This window comes from Ferrovibrio sp. MS7 (assembly GCF_038404985.1).
GTDB classification, from domain to species: Bacteria; Pseudomonadota; Alphaproteobacteria; order Ferrovibrionales; family Ferrovibrionaceae; genus Ferrovibrio; species Ferrovibrio plantarum.
In genome coordinates, this window is sequence record NZ_JBBKBA010000001.1 from 2,081,397 (window position 1) to 2,097,703 (window position 16,307).

Below are 16,307 nucleotides of genomic sequence, written 5' to 3' on the forward strand. Positions count from 1 at the left end.
TTTGGTTCAGGCGGCGGCGGTGCCGCCAACCGTGAGGCCTTCGATCAGCAAGGTCGGCTGGCCGACGCCGACCGGCACGCCCTGGCCGTTCTTGCCACAGGTACCGATGCCGTCATCCAGCTTCAGATCGTTGCCCACCGCGCGCACCTTGGTCAGCACGTCGGCACCGGCGCCGATCAGCGTCGCGCCCTTGATCGGGGCGCCGACCTTGCCGTTCTCGATCAGGTAGGCCTCGGTACACGAGAACACGAATTTGCCCGAGGTGATATCGACCTGGCCGCCGCCGAAATTCACCGCATAGACGCCCTTCTTCACGCCGGAGAGAATCTCCGCCGGATCGCGGTCGCCGCCTAGCATGTAGGTGTTGGTCATGCGCGGCATCGGGCTATGGGCGAAGCTCTGGCGCCGGCCATTGCCGGTCGGCTTCATGCCCATCAGCCGCGCGTTGAGGCGGTCCTGCATGTAGCCCTTGAGGATGCCATCCTCAATCAGCACGGTATTCTCGGTCGGCGTGCCTTCGTCATCGACGCTGAGCGAGCCGCGGCGGCGGTCCAGCGTGCCGTCATCGACGATGGTGACGCCGGGGGCGGCAACGCGCTGGCCCATCAGGCCGGCGAACACGGATGTCTTCTTGCGGTTGAAGTCGCCTTCCAGGCCATGGCCGATGGCTTCGTGCAGCAGGATGCCGGGCCAGCCGGGGCCAAGCACCACCGGCATTTCGCCAGCGGGTGCAGGCACCGATTCCAGATTGGTCAGTGCCATGCGGAGGGCCTCATCCACTTCCGCCTGCCAATGGCTCGGATCGAAATACTTGGCGAAGCTGACGCGGCCCCCGGCGCCCCGGCTGCCGCTTTCCTGGCGGTCGCCCTGGCCGGCAACGACGGCAATGTTCAGCCGCACCAGCGGGCGGATGTCTTCCACCAGGGTACCGTCGGCGCGCAGGATCGCCACCGCCTGCCATGAGCCCGCGAGGCTGGCACTGACCTGCCGCACGCGGCTGTCCTTGCCGCGCGCATAGGCGTCGATGTCCTGCAGCAGCTTCACCTTGCGGTCGAAGGAAATCTCGGCCAGCGGATTGTCGTCGCCATAGAGGTGGCGGTTGGTCGCCAGCGGCGGCGCGCTCATCTCGCCGCCATGGCCGGCGCGCACCGCACGCACGGTGCTGGCGGCACGGCGGATGGCTTCCTCGCTCAATTCGGATGCATGGGCATAGCCGGTCTGCTCGCCGGAGACGGCGCGCAGGCCGAAGCCCTGGCTGGTGTCGTAGCTGGCCGATTTCAGGCGGCCATCGTCAAAGCTCAAGGATTCCGACTGGGCATATTCGAGATACAGCTCGCCGTCATCGGCGCCATGCAATGCGTCGCCCACAAGCCGGTCCAGCCGGGCGCGGTCGAGGCCGGCGCGGGTGAAAAAGAGCTGCTGGGCGGTGTCGATACCACTCATGGCGGTTTCCTCGGAAAAACGAACGGTCTTAACGGATTATATGGGGCACGGCAGGGGAAAGAACAGGCCTGAAGCGTGCTTCAGGGAACCTGTCGGCTCAGTGGCGGCGGCGGTCGGCCTGGCGCAGCATGTCGGCCATGGCCTCGGCCGGCATCGGCCGGCTGATCAGGTAGCCCTGCAACTCGCTACAGCCGACGCCGCGCAGGAAGTCGCGCTGCGCTGTGGTCTCGACGCCCTCGGCGACGACGGGCAGATCGAGACCTTTGGCCATACCGACCATGGCGCGGACCAGGGCGACATCCTTCTCATTGGTCGGCAGGTCGGCGATGAAGGCGCGGTCGAGCTTGATCTTGCGGATCGGCAGCCGCTGGATGTAGCTCAAGCTTGAATAGCCGGTGCCGAAATCGTCCAGCGCCGCATCGATGCCGATATCCGCCAGTTCCTGAATGGCGCGCACGGTTTCTTCCATATTCTCGATCGCCGCCTGTTCGGTCAGTTCGATGCCGAGATAGGGGATCAGGTCGGGTTCCTGGTGCGCCATGCGGCGGAAGAAGCCGGGCAGGTCGTCGCGCACGAATTGCTGGCCGGAGACGTTGACGAACACGCGGCGCGGCTCGATCTCTTGCGCCCGCCATTGCCGTATCTGCTCGGCGACATGGCCGATGACCCAGCGGGTGATCGGCACGATGGCACCGCTTTCTTCTGCCAGCGGGATGAATTCCGCTGGCGACACGGCACCGAGTTCGGGATGGTTCCAGCGCAGCAGGGCTTCCAGCGCGGCGATGGCGTTGCTGCCAGCTTCCACCACCGGCTGGTAGACGAGGCTGAACTCCTGGTTCTCGATGGCAGCATCGAGATTGAGCGTCAGGCGCAGGCGGCGCTCGGCGGCACGGGTCATTTCCGGGCTGTAGAAGCGGGTGGAGTCGCCTCCCGAGGAACGCACCAGCTTCTGCGCCAGCTCGGCTTTTGCCAGGGCTTCGTTCACCTTCTCGGCGGGATCGTCGATGATCGCCGCGCCCATGGAAATCTTCATCGTCAGCACGCGGCTCTCGGCCGATACCGGCCGGGTGAGATGGGCATGCAGCGATTGCGCCAGGTTCAGCGCATTGTTGAGGTCGTTCACGGCGGCCAATGCCGCGAACTGGTCGGCGGCGATGCGGCCGACTAGCGCCTCGCGCGGCAAACCTTCGCCGAGCCGCTCGGCCACCGTCTTCAGCACCGTATCGCCGATATGGTAGCCGAAGCCTTCGTTGATATCGCGGAAGGAGTCGACGTCGAGGTCGAGCAGCACCCACAGGCCGGGATCGACGCGATGCTGGGCGCCGAGCATGCGTTCGGCCTCGGCGATGAAGCTGGCGCGGTTGAGCACGCCGGTGAGTGGATCGTTGCGGCTGGCGAATTCGGCCCGCAGTTCCACGTCGCGGCGGTCGGAGATATCGCGGATCACGCCGATGAAGGCCGGCTCGCCGTTGTCGTCGAATTCACCGACGCTGATGTGGATCGGGAAAATCTCGCCGTTCTTGCGCCGTCCTAGCGTGTCGCGGCCCAGGCCCAGAATCTTGGCGCGCTTGGTGTTGAGGTAATTGCGGATATAGCTGTCATGGCCGGAGCGGAACGGCTCAGGCATCAGCACGCGCACATTCTGGCCCACGATGTCGAGCGGGTCGTAGCCGAACAGACCGGCGCCGATGGCGCTCATTGAAACAATGGTGCCCTGCCGGTCGATGACGATGACGCCTTCGCCCATGGTGTCGAGCAGCACGCGCAGGGTGTCTCCCGCCGAGGCATCGAGCTGGCCGGGCTGGCGCTCGGGCTCCTGGCTGGTGCTGGCCGGGCGGGTCTGGGCCGCGCGCGGCGCGGGGGCAGGGGGCGGAGGCACATGCTCGCGCGGCGCCACCCAGCTATCGTCCATATCGTCGATCAGGCGCCAGGCCGGAAAATTGAGGCGTGCCTCGGTGCCGACGCCCACCGTGCTGCTCAGGATCAGGGTGCCGCCATGCAGCTCCATCAGCCGCTTGGAAATGCTCAAGCCCAGGCCGGTGCCGCCATGCTGGCGTGCCACCTCGGCCTTGGCGAGCTGGAACGGCTCGAAGATATGTTCCAGCCGGTCCGGCGGGATGCCGATGCCGGTATCGACCACGCCCAGTACCAGCCCGCCGTCATGGTCCAGGCGGTAGATCACATCGATGGTGCCGCCTGACGGGGTGAATTTCACCGCATTGCCGAGCAGGTTGATCAGCACCTGTTTCAGCACGCGCTCGTCGGCGCGCAGCTTCGGCAGGGCCTCGGGGCAGAGGTTGCGCAGCATCGCGCCGGCGCGCTCGGCCTGGGGCCGCACCATGGTCAGGGCCGAGCCGATTACGGCGCCGAGATCGACCGACTTCTCATCCAGGGCATAATAGCCCGCCTCGATGCGCGACATGTCCAGGATGTCACCAATCACCGCCAGCAGATGGCTGCCCGAGGCATTGATGTCGCGGGCATAGTCGACATAGCGCGGGATGCCGACCGAGCCGAACATCTGGTCACGGATGATTTCCGAGAAGCCGATGATCGCGTTCAGCGGCGTGCGCAGCTCATGGCTCATATTGGCCAGGAACTGGCTCTTGGCCCGGCTGGCTTCCTCGGCCCGGCGCAGGGCGGCTTCGATGCGGCGCTGCTGGCGGTATTGCTCGGTGATGTCACGGCCCGAACCGCGATAGCCCATGAAGCGGCCCGCCGCATCGAAGATCGGCTTGCCGTTGATCTCGATCCACATTTCCTGGTTGTTGAATACCGAGCAGTAGCGGAAGCCCCGGAACGGCTCCCTGCGCTCGAGCTGGCGCCGGTGCTCCTGCCAGAAGGCCTCTTCCTCCTCGCTGGAGACAACACCGACCTCCCAGCGCCGGCGGCCCAGCAGGCGCGGTCGGAATTCGTTGGTAATGATGCTGGCGCTCTCGGAAATCCAGGAAAAACGATGCTCTGAGTCGGTTTCCCAGAACCAGTCGGAGGCCAGTTCGGCGAAATCCCGGATTTTGTGCTCGGCAACCTGCAGGGCGGCATGGTGCACCGCCTCCGGCTGGGTCGCCTCGGCGATCACGATCAGCGCCGCGATGCCGCCTTCCTCGTCGCGGATCGGAGCGATGGTAACGGTCTGACACAACCAGCCGTTGGCCCAGCGCAGCAATTCGTTGACCACCTGGCGACTGCCCGAGTCGCAGACCAGTTCCAGGGCGCCGCGCAGCTTTTCCGCCTCGCCGAGGGCGAAGCCGATGGAAAAATCCTGTCCCACCAGGCCAGCCACGGGCAGGCCGGCGATGGCGGCATAGGCATTGTTGCAGGCGAGGTAGGTGAAGCTGCCGGGGGTGCGACATTCGACGGCGAAGCCCGGCCGGTCGAGCCATTCCAGCACGTCTTGCGTCAGCTTTTTCTGCGCCGGATCGAGCATCGGCAGCCCCCTCGGTTCCCGCAGCTTACGGGTAGCCCGGCCCTGGCGCAAGCATGAGCAAAATCAAAGCGTAAGCAGGTGAAAACCGTGCTGCCGAACGGTCGCGACAAATCGTCGCACAAAGGGCCGGGACTGTCCGTGAAATAGGCTTCGGTGTATGTTCTGCCCTTGAAAAACACGAACCCTGCCCGAGCAGTAGCGAGGAATTGGACAATGCGGCGGATTTTGGATCGGCGGACCCGGCTTGATCAGGTTGGCCTGGTGGCCCGGCTGGGCATGGGCGCGGCGGCTTTTGTGGCCATGCTGACGGTTATGTTCGGCAATGTGGCGCAAGCCCTGGCGCAGCAGGTGCCGCAGCAATTGCCGCATGCCTGGGGCCTGAACTTCCAGGATGCCGCCAGCCCGGTGATGCGCGAAGTGCATAACTTCCACCACATGCTGATGTGGGTCATCACCCTGATCACCATCTTCGTGCTGGCGCTGCTGGTTTACGTCATGGTGCGCTTCCGCGCCTCGGCGAATCCGGTGCCGTCCAAGACCTCGCACAACACCCTGGTCGAGGTCGCCTGGACCGTGGTGCCGATCCTGATCCTGATCGTGATCGCGGTGCCGTCGTTCAAGCTGCTGTATTTCGGCGACAAGACCAAGGAAGCCGGCCTGACCATCAAGGCGATCGGCAAGCAGTGGTTCTGGAGCTACGAATATCCGGATAACGGCAACTTCACCTTCGACGCCATCATGGTGGCGGAGAAGGACCTCAAGCCGGGCCAGCCGCGCCTGCTCGAGACCGACAACACCGTGGTGGTGCCGGTGGACACCAATATCCGCCTGCTGGTGACGGCCGCCGACGTGATCCATGCCTGGGCCATGCCGGCCTTCGGCGTGAAGAAGGACGCGGTGCCCGGCCGCCTGAACGAGACCTGGTTCCGCGCTGAGCGCGAGGGTCTGTTCTACGGCCAGTGCTCGGAAATCTGTGGTGCCTATCACGGCTATATGCCGATCAAGCTGCAGGTTGTCTCGAAGGAGGCCTTCGCCAAGTGGGCGGAGGAAGCCAAGCAGAAATTCGCTTCCGTCGACGGTCCGTCGCCGCGGCTCGCCGCCGCCGACGCTGCCGCGCAGTAATCGACCGCATTAAGCGTCAAGGGGAACAACATGGCCCAGGCTCACGCTAACGTCGCCCACGATCATCACGATGATCACCACGATCTGCCCACCGGCTTCCGCCGCTGGGTGTTCTCGACCAATCACAAGGATATCGGCACGCTGTATCTGATCTTCGCGGTCTGCGCGGGTCTGATCGGCGGTCTGATGTCGGTGCTGATGCGCGCCGAACTGATGAACCCGGGCAACGGCATCCTTGGCGACAACCATCACCTGTTCAACGTGCTGGTGACCGGCCACGGCCTGATCATGATCTTCTTCATGGTCATGCCCGCCATGATCGGCGGCTTCGGCAACTGGTTCGTGCCGCTGATGATCGGCGCGCCGGACATGGCCTTCCCGCGCATGAACAACATTTCCTTCTGGCTGCTGATCCCGGCCATCGGTCTGCTGGTGATCTCGATCTTCGTGCCCGGCCCGGCCGGCGGCAACGGCGTCGGCGGCGGTTGGACGATCTATCCGCCGCTCTCCTCCGATGTCGGCCATCCCGGCCCGGCGGTCGGCTTCGCCATCCTCAGCCTGCATATCGCCGGTGCTTCCTCGATCCTCGGCGCCATCAACTTCATCACCACCATCTTCAACATGCGCGCGCCGGGCATGACCCTGCACAAGATGCCGCTGTTCGTGTGGTCGGTGCTGATCACCGCGTTCCTGCTGCTGCTGTCGCTGCCGGTGCTTGCCGGCGGCATCACCATGCTGCTGACCGACCGCTACTTCGGTACCGCCTTCTTCAAGCCGGAAGGCGGCGGCGACCCGATCCTGTTCCAGCATCTGTTCTGGTTCTTCGGTCACCCCGAAGTGTACATCCTGATCCTGCCCGGCTTCGGCATCATCAGCCAGATCGTGTCCACCTTCTCGCGCAAGCCGGTGTTCGGCTATCTCGGCATGGCCTATGCCATGGTCGCGATCGGCTTCGTCGGCTTCGTCGTGTGGGCGCACCACATGTACACCGTGGGCCTGGACGTCGACACCCGCGCCTACTTCACCGCCGCCACCATGGTGATCGCGGTGCCCACCGGCGTGAAGATCTTCTCCTGGATCGCCACGATGTGGGGCGGCTCCATCGAGTTCAAGGTGCCGATGCTGTTCGCCATCGGCTTCATCTTCCTGTTCACCGTCGGCGGCGTTACCGGCGTGGTGCTGGCCAATGCCGGTATCGACATGGCGCTGCATGACACCTACTACGTGGTGGCGCATTTCCACTACGTGCTGAGCTTGGGCGCCGTGTTCGCCATCTTCGCCGGCTTCTACTACTGGTTCGGCAAGATGTCGGGCTACGAGCTGAGCGAGACGGCGGGCAAGATCCACTTCTGGACCACGTTCATCGGCGTGAATCTGCTGTTCTTCCCGATGCACTTCCTCGGCCTGCAGGGCATGCCGCGCCGCATCCCGGATTATCCGGATGCCTTCCATGGCTGGAACTTCGTCGCCTCGATCGGCTCCTATATCGCCTTCGCCTCGACCCTGTTCTTCGTTGCCTCGGTGATCTACGCCTTCGCGCGCAAGAAGCCGGTGCCGGCCAATCCGTGGGGCGAGGGTGCCAACACGCTGGAATGGACGCTGTCTTCGCCGCCGCCGTTCCACCAGTACGAAAAGCTGCCGGTCATTAAGTAAGAAGTCCCGGCTGGCGGTGGCCGTCATCGGTCGCCGCCGGTCAGGTTCTGGAGTGAATGAAGTCCCGTGACTGACGCGAGCTATACCAGCAAAAGCCCCGAGGCCGGCCAAACCGGCCTCGGCGTCGCTTATGGCGCCGGCAATTTCGCTGGCGAGGGAGACGCGCGCGCTTCCGATTACATCGCGCTGCTCAAGCCGCGCGTGATGTCGCTGGTGGTGTTCACCGGTCTGGTCGGCATGGTGCTGGCGCCGGGTTCGCTGCATCCGGTGCTGGCCTTCACGGCGCTGCTTTGCATCGCCATCGGCGCCGGTGCCTCGGGCGCGATCAACATGTGGTACGATGCCGATATCGATGCGGTGATGTCGCGCACCCGTGGCCGTCCGATTCCTCAAGGGCGTATCGGCGCCAATGAGGCGCTCGGCTTCGGCGTGGTGCTGTCGGTGGCTTCCATCGCCGTGATGGGCCTGGCGCTGAACTGGTCGGCCGCCGCGCTGCTGGCGCTCACCATCGGTTTCTACGTTTTCATCTACACCATGTGGCTGAAGCGCCGCACGCCGCAGAATATCGTCATTGGCGGTGCCGCCGGTGCCTTCCCGCCGATGATCGGCTGGGCCGCCGTCACCGGCGATATCGGCCTGCTGCCGGCCTTGCTGTTCGGCATCATCTTCATGTGGACGCCGCCGCATTTCTGGGCCCTGGCGCTGTACCGCTCGGAAGACTATCAGCGCGCCGGCGTGCCGATGCTGCCGGTGGTGGCGGGCGAGGCCGAGACGCGCCGCCAGATCCTGATCTATTCGCTGCTGCTGGTACCGCTCACGCTCGCGCCGTGGCTGCTCGGCCTGGTCGGACCGGTCTATGGCATCGGCACGACTTTGCTTGGCGGCGGTCTGCTGCTGCTCGCCTTCCGCATCTGGCGCGGCCAGGACATGCGAGCGCCGAAGCAGATGTTTGGCTATTCGATCCTCTACCTTTTCCTGCTGTTCGCGCTGCTGCTGGCTGAACGCGGCCTTGGTGTCGCGCCGGGCTTTCCAGGCTTTGTGGTGACGCCATGAGCCAGGAGAAGAAGCCGAGCCAGCCCCCGCGCCGTGGGCGCAATATCGCGCTGGCGCTCGTCCTCGGTGGCTTGGCGATCCTGTTCTACCTGATCACCATCGCCAAGATGACCGGGCCGATGCTGAAGGGGGGCGCCGGATGAGCCACGCCGACACCACGCCTGTCAGCAGCAAGGCCACCCGCAATAACGCAAACCGCCGCGTCGCCATGATCTGCGTCGGCGTGGTCGCCTTCATGACCGCCGGTGCTTTCGCCTCGGCGCCGCTCTATGACCTGTTCTGCCGCGTCACCGGCTTTGCGGGCACGCCGCAGCGTTCGGCGGCAGCGCCAGGCAGCCAGGGTGTGATGCCGGGCCAACTCGTCACCGTGCGCTTCAATTCCGATACCGCGCCTGACATGCCCTGGCGTTTCCAGCCGGTGCAGCGCGAGGTGAAGGTGGTGCCGGGCGAGGAGACACTGATCTTCTACCGCGCCACCAACCCCACCGATAAGCCCATCGTCGGCACCGCCACCTTCAACGTGGTGCCGGAAAAGGCCGGGCCGTATTTCGACAAGATCGCCTGCTTCTGTTTCAGCGAGCAGGTGTTGCAGCCGGGCGAAAGCGTCGACATGCCGGTGTCGTTCTTCGTTGATCCGCAGATGCTGAAGGATCCGAAGGCGCGCGACGTGAAGACCATCACGCTCAGCTATACGTTCTTCCGCAAGCCGGAAACCCGCGTATCCGACCGTGGCGCTGGCACTCAGCCGGCGAAGGCGGTGAACTGATGTTAACTCGTGAAGTACTGAGGGGGTAAAAGCCATGTCCGCTGGCAGCGCACGCAACCACGACTACCATCTCGTAGACCCGAGCCCGTGGCCGTTCATCGGTTCCATGGGCGCCTTCATCCTGGCCATCGGTTCGGTCGCCTATTTCCATGGCGCCAGCCTGTGGTGGACCGCGCCGGGCTTCGCCATCGTGATCTACACCATGATCGCCTGGTGGTCGGATGTGGTGCGCGAGGCAGAGCATGACGGCCACCATACCCCGGTGGTGCAGCTTCACATGCGCTACGGCATGGTGATGTTCATCGCCTCCGAGGTGATGTTCTTCGTTGCCTGGTTCTGGGCCTATTTCGGCGCCGCGCTGTATCCCACCGAGGCTATCGGCCACCAGTGGCCGCCGGCTTCGATCGAGACCTTCAATCCCTGGGAACTGCCGTTCATCAACACCCTGATCCTGCTGCTCTCGGGCACCACGGTCACCTGGGCGCACCATGCGCTGCTGCATGGCGACCGCAAGGGCCTGATCCAGGGCCTCACGGTCACCGTGATCCTGGGCGTGCTGTTCACCGCCTGCCAGGCGTTCGAATACAGCCATGCCGCTTTCGGCTTCAAGGATGGCATCTACGCTTCGACCTTCTACATGGCCACCGGGTTCCACGGCTTCCATGTGCTGGTCGGCACCATCTTCCTCGCCGTCTGCCTGGGCCGCGCGCTGAAGGGCCACTTCAAGCCGGATCACCATTTCGGCTTCGAGGCGGCTGCCTGGTACTGGCATTTCGTCGACGTGGTGTGGCTGTTCCTGTTCGCCTGCATCTACTGGTGGGGTTCGGCTCCGTCGGTAGCCCATTGATGATCCAAAAGGCGCGATAGCGGTGCTGTATCCGCCGCTATCGCCGGTTTCCACGGGGCTTCGCTGCCGCTGCCCCCGCTGCGGCGAAGCCCCGCTCTTTTCCGGCCTGCTGACCGTGCGGCCGACCTGCCCGGCCTGCGGCCTGGATTACGCCAAGGTCGATTCCGGCGATGGCCCGGCGGTCTTTGTCATCCTGATCCTCGGTTTCATCGTCGTCGGCCTGGCGCTGTGGCTTGAATTGAAATACGAGCCCCCTATGTGGGTGCATATGGTGCTCTGGGTGCCGCTGATCCTGGGCGGTTCAATCGCCATGCTGCGGCCGTTCAAGGCGATCCTGATCGCGCTGCAGTTCCGCCATAAGGCGTCCTCCGATATCGAGTTGCTCGACGAGTAATGCCGTGACCATTTTCGGTTTCCGCCCGGCCTTCTGGCCCACCCTGATCACTGTGCCGGCCCTGGTGCTGCTGCTCTGCCTCGGCACCTGGCAGGTGCAGCGCCTGTTCTGGAAGCTGGACCTGATCGAGCATATGGAACGCGGCCTGGCGGCCGAGCCGGTCGCCTTGCCGCCGGGCAAGCTCGACCCGCATGAATGGATGTACCGCCGCGTCACGCTGCGCGGCACCTTCGACTATGCCAACGAATTCCACATGCTGGCGCATTCCGAGCGCGGTAATTTCGGCTACCTGATTATCGTGCCGATGCGGCGGGCCGATGGCCAGGGCCATGTGCTGGTGCGCCGTGGCTGGGTGCCGCCGGAATTCAAGGCGCCGGAAACCCGCGCCGCCGGCCAGGTGGCGGGCGAGGTCACGGTTACCGGCGTGGTGCATGTGCCCGGTATCCGCGGCTGGATGATCCCCGATACCGACCTCAAGGCCAACCTGTGGTATTATGCCGATGCCCAGGCGATGCTGGCCAAGGCCGGCATCCAGGATGCGCCGCTGCTGTTCGTCGATGCCGATGCCACGCCCCCGGTGCCGGGCGGCTGGCCGCGTGGTGGCCATGCCCGGCTGAATATCCCGAATAACCACCTGGCCTATGCCTTCACCTGGTACAGCGCCGCCGTGGTGCTGGCTGTGATCTACGTGTTGTGGCATCGTCGGCGGCAGCGCAACCTGCTGTGACAGGTCGCCCCGGGATACCTGAACGATGAAACCCCCTGAGCTATGAAACCCTATGCTGCCCTTGAACAGCGATTCCGCCGCCTCTCGGCGCTGAACGGCGCGCTGGCCATGCTCGGCTGGGATCAGTCGGCGATGATGCCGGAGGGCGGCGCCGGGGCGCGGGCCGAACAGCTCGCCACGCTCAGCGTGATCCGCCATGAATGGCTCACCGACCCGGCCTTGGGCGACCTGATCCAGGGCGCCGAGGCGCAAGCGGGCTTAAGCGACTGGCAGCAGGCCAATCTGCGCGAGATCAGCCGCAAATGGCGCCATGCCACGGCGCTGAACACCGATCTGGTGGAGGCTTTGAGCAAGGCCGCCAATGCTTGCGAGATGGTGTGGCGCAAGGCCAAGCCGGCGAATGACTTCAAGGCTTTTGCCAAGGCCTTCGCGCCGGTGCTGGACCTCACCCGCGAGGCCGCTGCCGCCAAGGCCGAGGCTTTCGGCTGCTCGCCCTACGATGCGCTGCTGGATGAGTATGAGCCCGGCGGCTCGGCGGCGCGGATCGACAAGCTGTTCGCCGATCTCGGCAAATTCCTGCCCGGCTTCATCGACAAGGCGTTGGCCCGCCAGGCCAAGCGGCCCGAGCCGCTGTCGCTGGAAGGCCCGTTCGCGGTGGACAAGCAGCGCGAGGCCGGCCTGGCGCTGATGAAGGCGCTCGGCTTCGATTTCAAGCATGGCCGCCTGGATGTCTCGGCGCATCCTTTCACCGGCGGCGTGCCGCAGGATGTGCGCATCACCACGCGCTATGCCGAGGCCGATTTCACCAAGGCGCTGATGGGCGTGCTGCACGAGACCGGCCATGCGCTCTACGAGCTGGGCCTGCCGCGCAAATGGGCCGACCAGCCGGTGGGCGAGGCGCGCGGCATGGTGCTGCATGAGAGCCAGAGCCTGCTGGTGGAAATGCAGGTCTGCCGCGGCCGCGACTTTCTCACCTTCGCCGCGCCGCTGCTGCGTCGCATCTTCGGCGGCAAGGGCCCGGCCTGGGAATTGGATAACCTGCAGAGCCTCTATGCCCGGGTGAAGCCGGATTTGATCCGTGTCGATGCCGATGAAGTGACTTATCCGGCGCATGTCATCCTGCGCTACCGGCTGGAGCAGGCGATGCTGGCCGGCGACCTCGCCATCAACGACCTGCCCGATGCCTGGGCCGATGGCATGCAGACTTTGCTGGGTGTCGATGTGCCGGACCACGCTCATGGTTGCCTGCAGGATATCCATTGGCCGGCAGGCTCGATCGGCTATTTCCCCACCTACACGCTCGGCGCCCTGGCGGCGGCGCAGCTTTATGCCGCCGCGCGCGAGGCCGATCCGGGTATCGCGCCCGGCATTGCCCGGGGCGATTTCAAGCCGCTGCTGCGCTGGCTGCGCGCCAATGTGCACGGCCAGGGTTCGCTGCTGTCCACCGACGACCTCGTGCGCCATGCCACCGGCAAGCCGCTCGGCACCGATGCCTTCAAGGCGCATCTCAAGGCGCGCTACCTGAATTGAGTATGACCATGCGATATGTTTCCACACGGGGCCTGGCCCCGGTTCTCGACTTCGAAGGCGTGCTGCTGGCGGGCCTTGCCAGCGATGGCGGCCTCTACTTGCCGGAAAGCTGGCCGCAATTCTCGGTGGCCGAATGGCGGGCCATGCGCGGGCTGTCCTATAACGAGCTGGCCTTCCGCCTGATGCGGCCATTCCTCGGCGGGCTGATTCCGGATGCCGATTTCCGCCGCATGATTGCCGAGGCCTATGGCACCTTCGGCCACAAGGCGGTGACACCTTTAAGCCAGCTCGATGCCAATGACTGGCTGCTCGAGCTCTATCACGGCCCGACCATCGCCTTTAAGGACGTCGCGCTGCAGTTGCTCGGCCGGCTGTTCGACTGGGCCTTGGCACGTTCAGGCAAGAAGGCGACCATTCTCGGCGCTACCTCGGGCGATACCGGCTCGGCGGCGATCGAGGGCTGCCGTGGCCGCAAGGCGCTGGAGATTTTCATTCTCTTCCCGCACGGCCGGGTATCCGATGTGCAGCGCCGGCAGATGACCACGGTGCCGGATGCCAATGTGCATGCCATCGCGCTGGAAGGCACCTTCGATGATGCCCAGGCGATGGTGAAGGCGCTGTTCGGCGATGCCGGCTTCCGCGACCGCGCCGGCCTCACGGCGGTGAACTCGATCAACTGGGCGCGCGTGATGGCGCAGATCGTCTATTACGCGGCGGCTGCCCTCAGCCTCGGTGCGCCTGATCGCCCGGTGTCGTTCTGCGTGCCCACCGGCAATTTCGGCGACATTTTCGCCGGCTATTGCGCCCAGCGCATGGGCCTGCCGATCCACAAGCTGATCGTCGCCACCAACCGCAACGACATTCTCACCCGCTTCTTCGAGACCGGCGATTACCGCAAGGGCGGCGTCGCCCCCACCATCAGCCCGAGCATGGACATCCAGGTGGCGAGCAATTTCGAGCGCCTGCTGTTCGATTTGCATGGCCGCGACGGCGCCGTGCTGCGCGACATGATGGCGGCGCTGGATGGCAGCGGCGGCTTCAGCGTCTCGTCCAATGCCCTGGCCGAAACGCGGCAGCTTTTCGCCGCCGGCCGAGCCGATGAAGCGGCGACGAAAGCCGCCATCACCCAGGGCTTCCGTGATACCGGCCGGCTGATCGACCCGCATACCGCTGTCGGCCTGCATGTGGCGGCCGAGGCGCGCGCCAAGGGCGTAGTGCCGTCGGATATCCCGCTGGTGACGCTGGCCACCGCCGATGCCGCGAAATTCCCCGCAGCCGTGCAGCAGGCCACCGGCCAGCATCCGCCGCTGCCGGCCCGCATGGCCGATCTGTTCGAACGCCCGGAGCGCATGACCATCCTGCCCAATGATGCCAACGCGGTACGCCGCTTTATCGACAGCGTGATCGCATGAGCCCGCGCCTTACCACGCTGCCCAGCGGCCTGCGCATTGTCAGCGAGACCATGCCGCATGTGAAAACCGCCTCCGTCGGCGTCTGGGTTGATGCCGGTGCGCGCGACGAGACGCCGGAAATCAATGGCGTGGCGCATATGCTGGAGCATATGGCCTTCAAGGGCACCGAGCGGCGCAATGCGCGCGCCATCGCCGAGGAGATCGAGGCGGCGGGCGGGCATCTCAATGCTTTCACCTCGCGCGAGCAGACCGCCTATTACGCCCGCGTGATGCAGCCCGATATGCCGCTGGCGCTGGATATGCTGGCCGATATCCTGCAGCACTCGACCTTTGATCCGGAGGAACTGGAGCGCGAGCGCGAGGTTATCATCCAGGAAATCGGCCAGTCGGAAGACACGCCGGACGACATCATCTTCGACCATCTGCAGGAGCAGGCTTTCCCCGACCAGGCCTTGGGCCGTGCCATTCTCGGCACCGTCGAGCGCGTCGAGGGCATGCGCCGCGAGGATTTGCAGGGCTTCCTGGATCGCCATTATCATGCGCCCAATCTTGTGGTCGCGGCGGCGGGTGCGGTGGATCATGACGCCCTGGTGGACATGGCAGCGAAGCATTTCGCCGGCCTGCCGACCACGCGGCGGCGGCCGAACGAAGCCGCCAGCTATAGCGGTGGCGAGCGGCGTGAGGAGCGCGATCTCGAGCAGGCGCATATCGCCTTCTCGGTGCCGGCCTTTGCCTTCGGCGATCCGGATTTCTATGCCCTGCAGGTCTATGCCACGGTGCTCGGCGGCGGCATGTCCTCGCGGCTGTTCCAGGAAGTGCGCGAGAAGCGCGGCTTGGCCTATTCGGTCTATGCCTATCCCACCAGTTACCGCGATACCGGCCTGCTCACCATCTATGCCGGCACTGGTGGCGACAAGCTCGGCGAACTGACGCCGGTGCTGGCCGATGAAATGGCGGCGCTGACCCAGTCTGTCGGCGCTGATGAAGTGATGCGTGCGCGCAACCAGCTCAAGGTCGGCCTGGTGATGTCGCTGGAAAGCTCCGGCTCCCGCCTGGAGCAATTGGGCCGCCAGATGCTGGTCTATGGCCGCACGCTGGATATCGACGAGATCCTCGCCGCTGTCGAACGCGTCGACGAAGCGGCGGTGAAGCGGGTGGCCGAACGCATCATGCGCGCTGGCAAGCCGGCGGTGGCCGCCCTGGGGCCGATACAGCAGCTCGAAGCCTATGACCGCTTCGCGGCGCGGTTCGGCTGAGGCGGACCGATGATCTTCGGGCGCTTCCTCTCGCAGCCAGCGCCCGCGATGACGACCGACCGGCTGTATCTGCGCAGCCCCGATGCCGGTGATTTCGAGGCCTGGGCGGCCTTGCGCGCGGTCAGCCGCGAGCATCTGCAGCCCTGGGAGCCGAGCTGGGCCGAGGATGCGCTGACCCGCGATGGCTTTCGCCGCCGCCTGATCTGGTTCGACCGCCTGCGTCGCACCGATACCGGCGCCGCCTTTTTCATCTTCGCCCGCCAGAACAACGCACTGCTGGGTGGAATTACCCTGTCTAATCTTCGCCGTGGCGCAGCGCAGTGTGGTGAATTCGGCTATTGGATCGGCAAGCCCTATGCCGGACAGGGCCATATGAGCGAGGCCATCACCATGATGGTGGCGTGGAGTTTTGCCGAACTGAAGCTGCATCGGCTGGAGGCTGCCACCTTGCCTGAGAATCAGCCCAGCCAGCGCCTGCTGCTGCGCGCCGGTTTCAAGCCGGAAGGGCTGATGCGCGAATACCTCAAGATCGATGGCGTGTGGCGCGATCATCGCCTCTATGCGCGCCTCGTCACGGACTAGTTTGACTACCAACATCCTCTTGTTTGCTTTGCGCACGTTGCCGTTTTAAGGTTGCGTGAAACCCGGCACAGACCGTGGTGCGCAGAAGTGGGGAG

14 protein-coding genes are annotated in these 16,307 nt (G+C 65.0%); 12 read left to right on the forward strand and 2 right to left on the reverse strand.

What is annotated here, in order from left to right:
- Positions 1-6: 6 nt before the first annotated feature.
- Together tldD and V6B08_RS09940 are read right to left on the reverse strand one after the other, a co-directional pair.
- A complete protein-coding gene (tldD, locus tag V6B08_RS09935; protein WP_341980214.1) occupies positions 7-1,443 on the reverse strand; it encodes a metalloprotease TldD in 1,437 nt (478 codons plus the stop codon).
- 97 nt (positions 1,444-1,540) lie between these two features.
- Complete coding sequence (locus V6B08_RS09940) at positions 1,541-4,870, reverse strand: EAL domain-containing protein (protein WP_341980216.1); 3,330 nt, start codon at positions 4,868-4,870, stop codon at positions 1,541-1,543.
- Positions 4,871-5,083: 213 nt separating this feature from the next.
- Here V6B08_RS09940 and coxB point away from each other — a divergent pair, with 213 nt between their 5' ends.
- From coxB to V6B08_RS10000, 12 genes are all read left to right on the forward strand, one after another.
- Positions 5,084-5,992 (forward strand): cytochrome c oxidase subunit II, encoded by a 909-nt coding sequence (gene coxB, locus V6B08_RS09945; RefSeq protein ID WP_341980218.1) that lies wholly within the window; start codon positions 5,084-5,086, stop codon positions 5,990-5,992.
- Positions 5,993-6,022: 30 nt separating this feature from the next.
- Complete coding sequence (gene ctaD, locus V6B08_RS09950; protein WP_341980219.1) at positions 6,023-7,645, forward strand: cytochrome c oxidase subunit I; 1,623 nt, start codon at positions 6,023-6,025, stop codon at positions 7,643-7,645.
- 180 nt (positions 7,646-7,825) lie between these two features.
- Complete coding sequence (locus V6B08_RS09955; RefSeq protein WP_440588812.1) at positions 7,826-8,698, forward strand: heme o synthase; 873 nt, start codon at positions 7,826-7,828, stop codon at positions 8,696-8,698.
- Positions 8,695-8,841: a cytochrome c oxidase system small membrane protein gene (locus V6B08_RS09960; RefSeq protein WP_341980223.1), complete on the forward strand. Its 147-nt coding sequence runs from the start codon at positions 8,695-8,697 to the stop codon at positions 8,839-8,841. Before V6B08_RS09955 ends, V6B08_RS09960 begins: the two co-directional genes overlap by 4 nt.
- Complete coding sequence (locus V6B08_RS09965) at positions 8,838-9,464, forward strand: cytochrome c oxidase assembly protein (RefSeq protein WP_341980225.1); 627 nt, start codon at positions 8,838-8,840, stop codon at positions 9,462-9,464. The genes V6B08_RS09960 and V6B08_RS09965 overlap by 4 nt, the downstream gene beginning before the upstream one ends.
- A gap of 34 nt (positions 9,465-9,498) precedes the next feature.
- Positions 9,499-10,311, forward strand: coding sequence for a cytochrome c oxidase subunit 3 (locus V6B08_RS09970; RefSeq protein ID WP_341980227.1), 813 nt, complete (start codon positions 9,499-9,501; stop codon positions 10,309-10,311).
- A 22-nt stretch (positions 10,312-10,333) separates the two neighbouring features.
- The gene (locus tag V6B08_RS09975) at positions 10,334-10,705 is read left to right on the forward strand and encodes a DUF983 domain-containing protein (RefSeq protein WP_341980229.1); all 372 of its coding nucleotides are present in this window, start codon (positions 10,334-10,336) and stop codon (positions 10,703-10,705) included.
- 4 nt (positions 10,706-10,709) lie between these two features.
- On the forward strand, positions 10,710-11,432 hold the full coding sequence (locus V6B08_RS09980; protein ID WP_341980230.1) for an SURF1 family protein: 723 nt from the start codon (positions 10,710-10,712) through the stop codon (positions 11,430-11,432).
- 42 nt (positions 11,433-11,474) lie between these two features.
- Positions 11,475-12,962 (forward strand): carboxypeptidase M32, encoded by a 1,488-nt coding sequence (locus V6B08_RS09985; RefSeq protein ID WP_341980231.1) that lies wholly within the window; start codon positions 11,475-11,477, stop codon positions 12,960-12,962.
- Between the two features lie 8 nt (positions 12,963-12,970).
- On the forward strand, positions 12,971-14,374 hold the full coding sequence (gene thrC, locus V6B08_RS09990; RefSeq protein WP_341980232.1) for a threonine synthase: 1,404 nt from the start codon (positions 12,971-12,973) through the stop codon (positions 14,372-14,374).
- Positions 14,371-15,630 (forward strand): M16 family metallopeptidase, encoded by a 1,260-nt coding sequence (locus V6B08_RS09995; protein ID WP_341980233.1) that lies wholly within the window; start codon positions 14,371-14,373, stop codon positions 15,628-15,630. The genes thrC and V6B08_RS09995 overlap by 4 nt, the downstream gene beginning before the upstream one ends.
- A 9-nt stretch (positions 15,631-15,639) precedes the next feature.
- A complete protein-coding gene (locus V6B08_RS10000) occupies positions 15,640-16,212 on the forward strand; it encodes a GNAT family N-acetyltransferase (RefSeq protein ID WP_341980235.1) in 573 nt (190 codons plus the stop codon).
- Positions 16,213-16,307 lie beyond the last annotated feature (95 nt).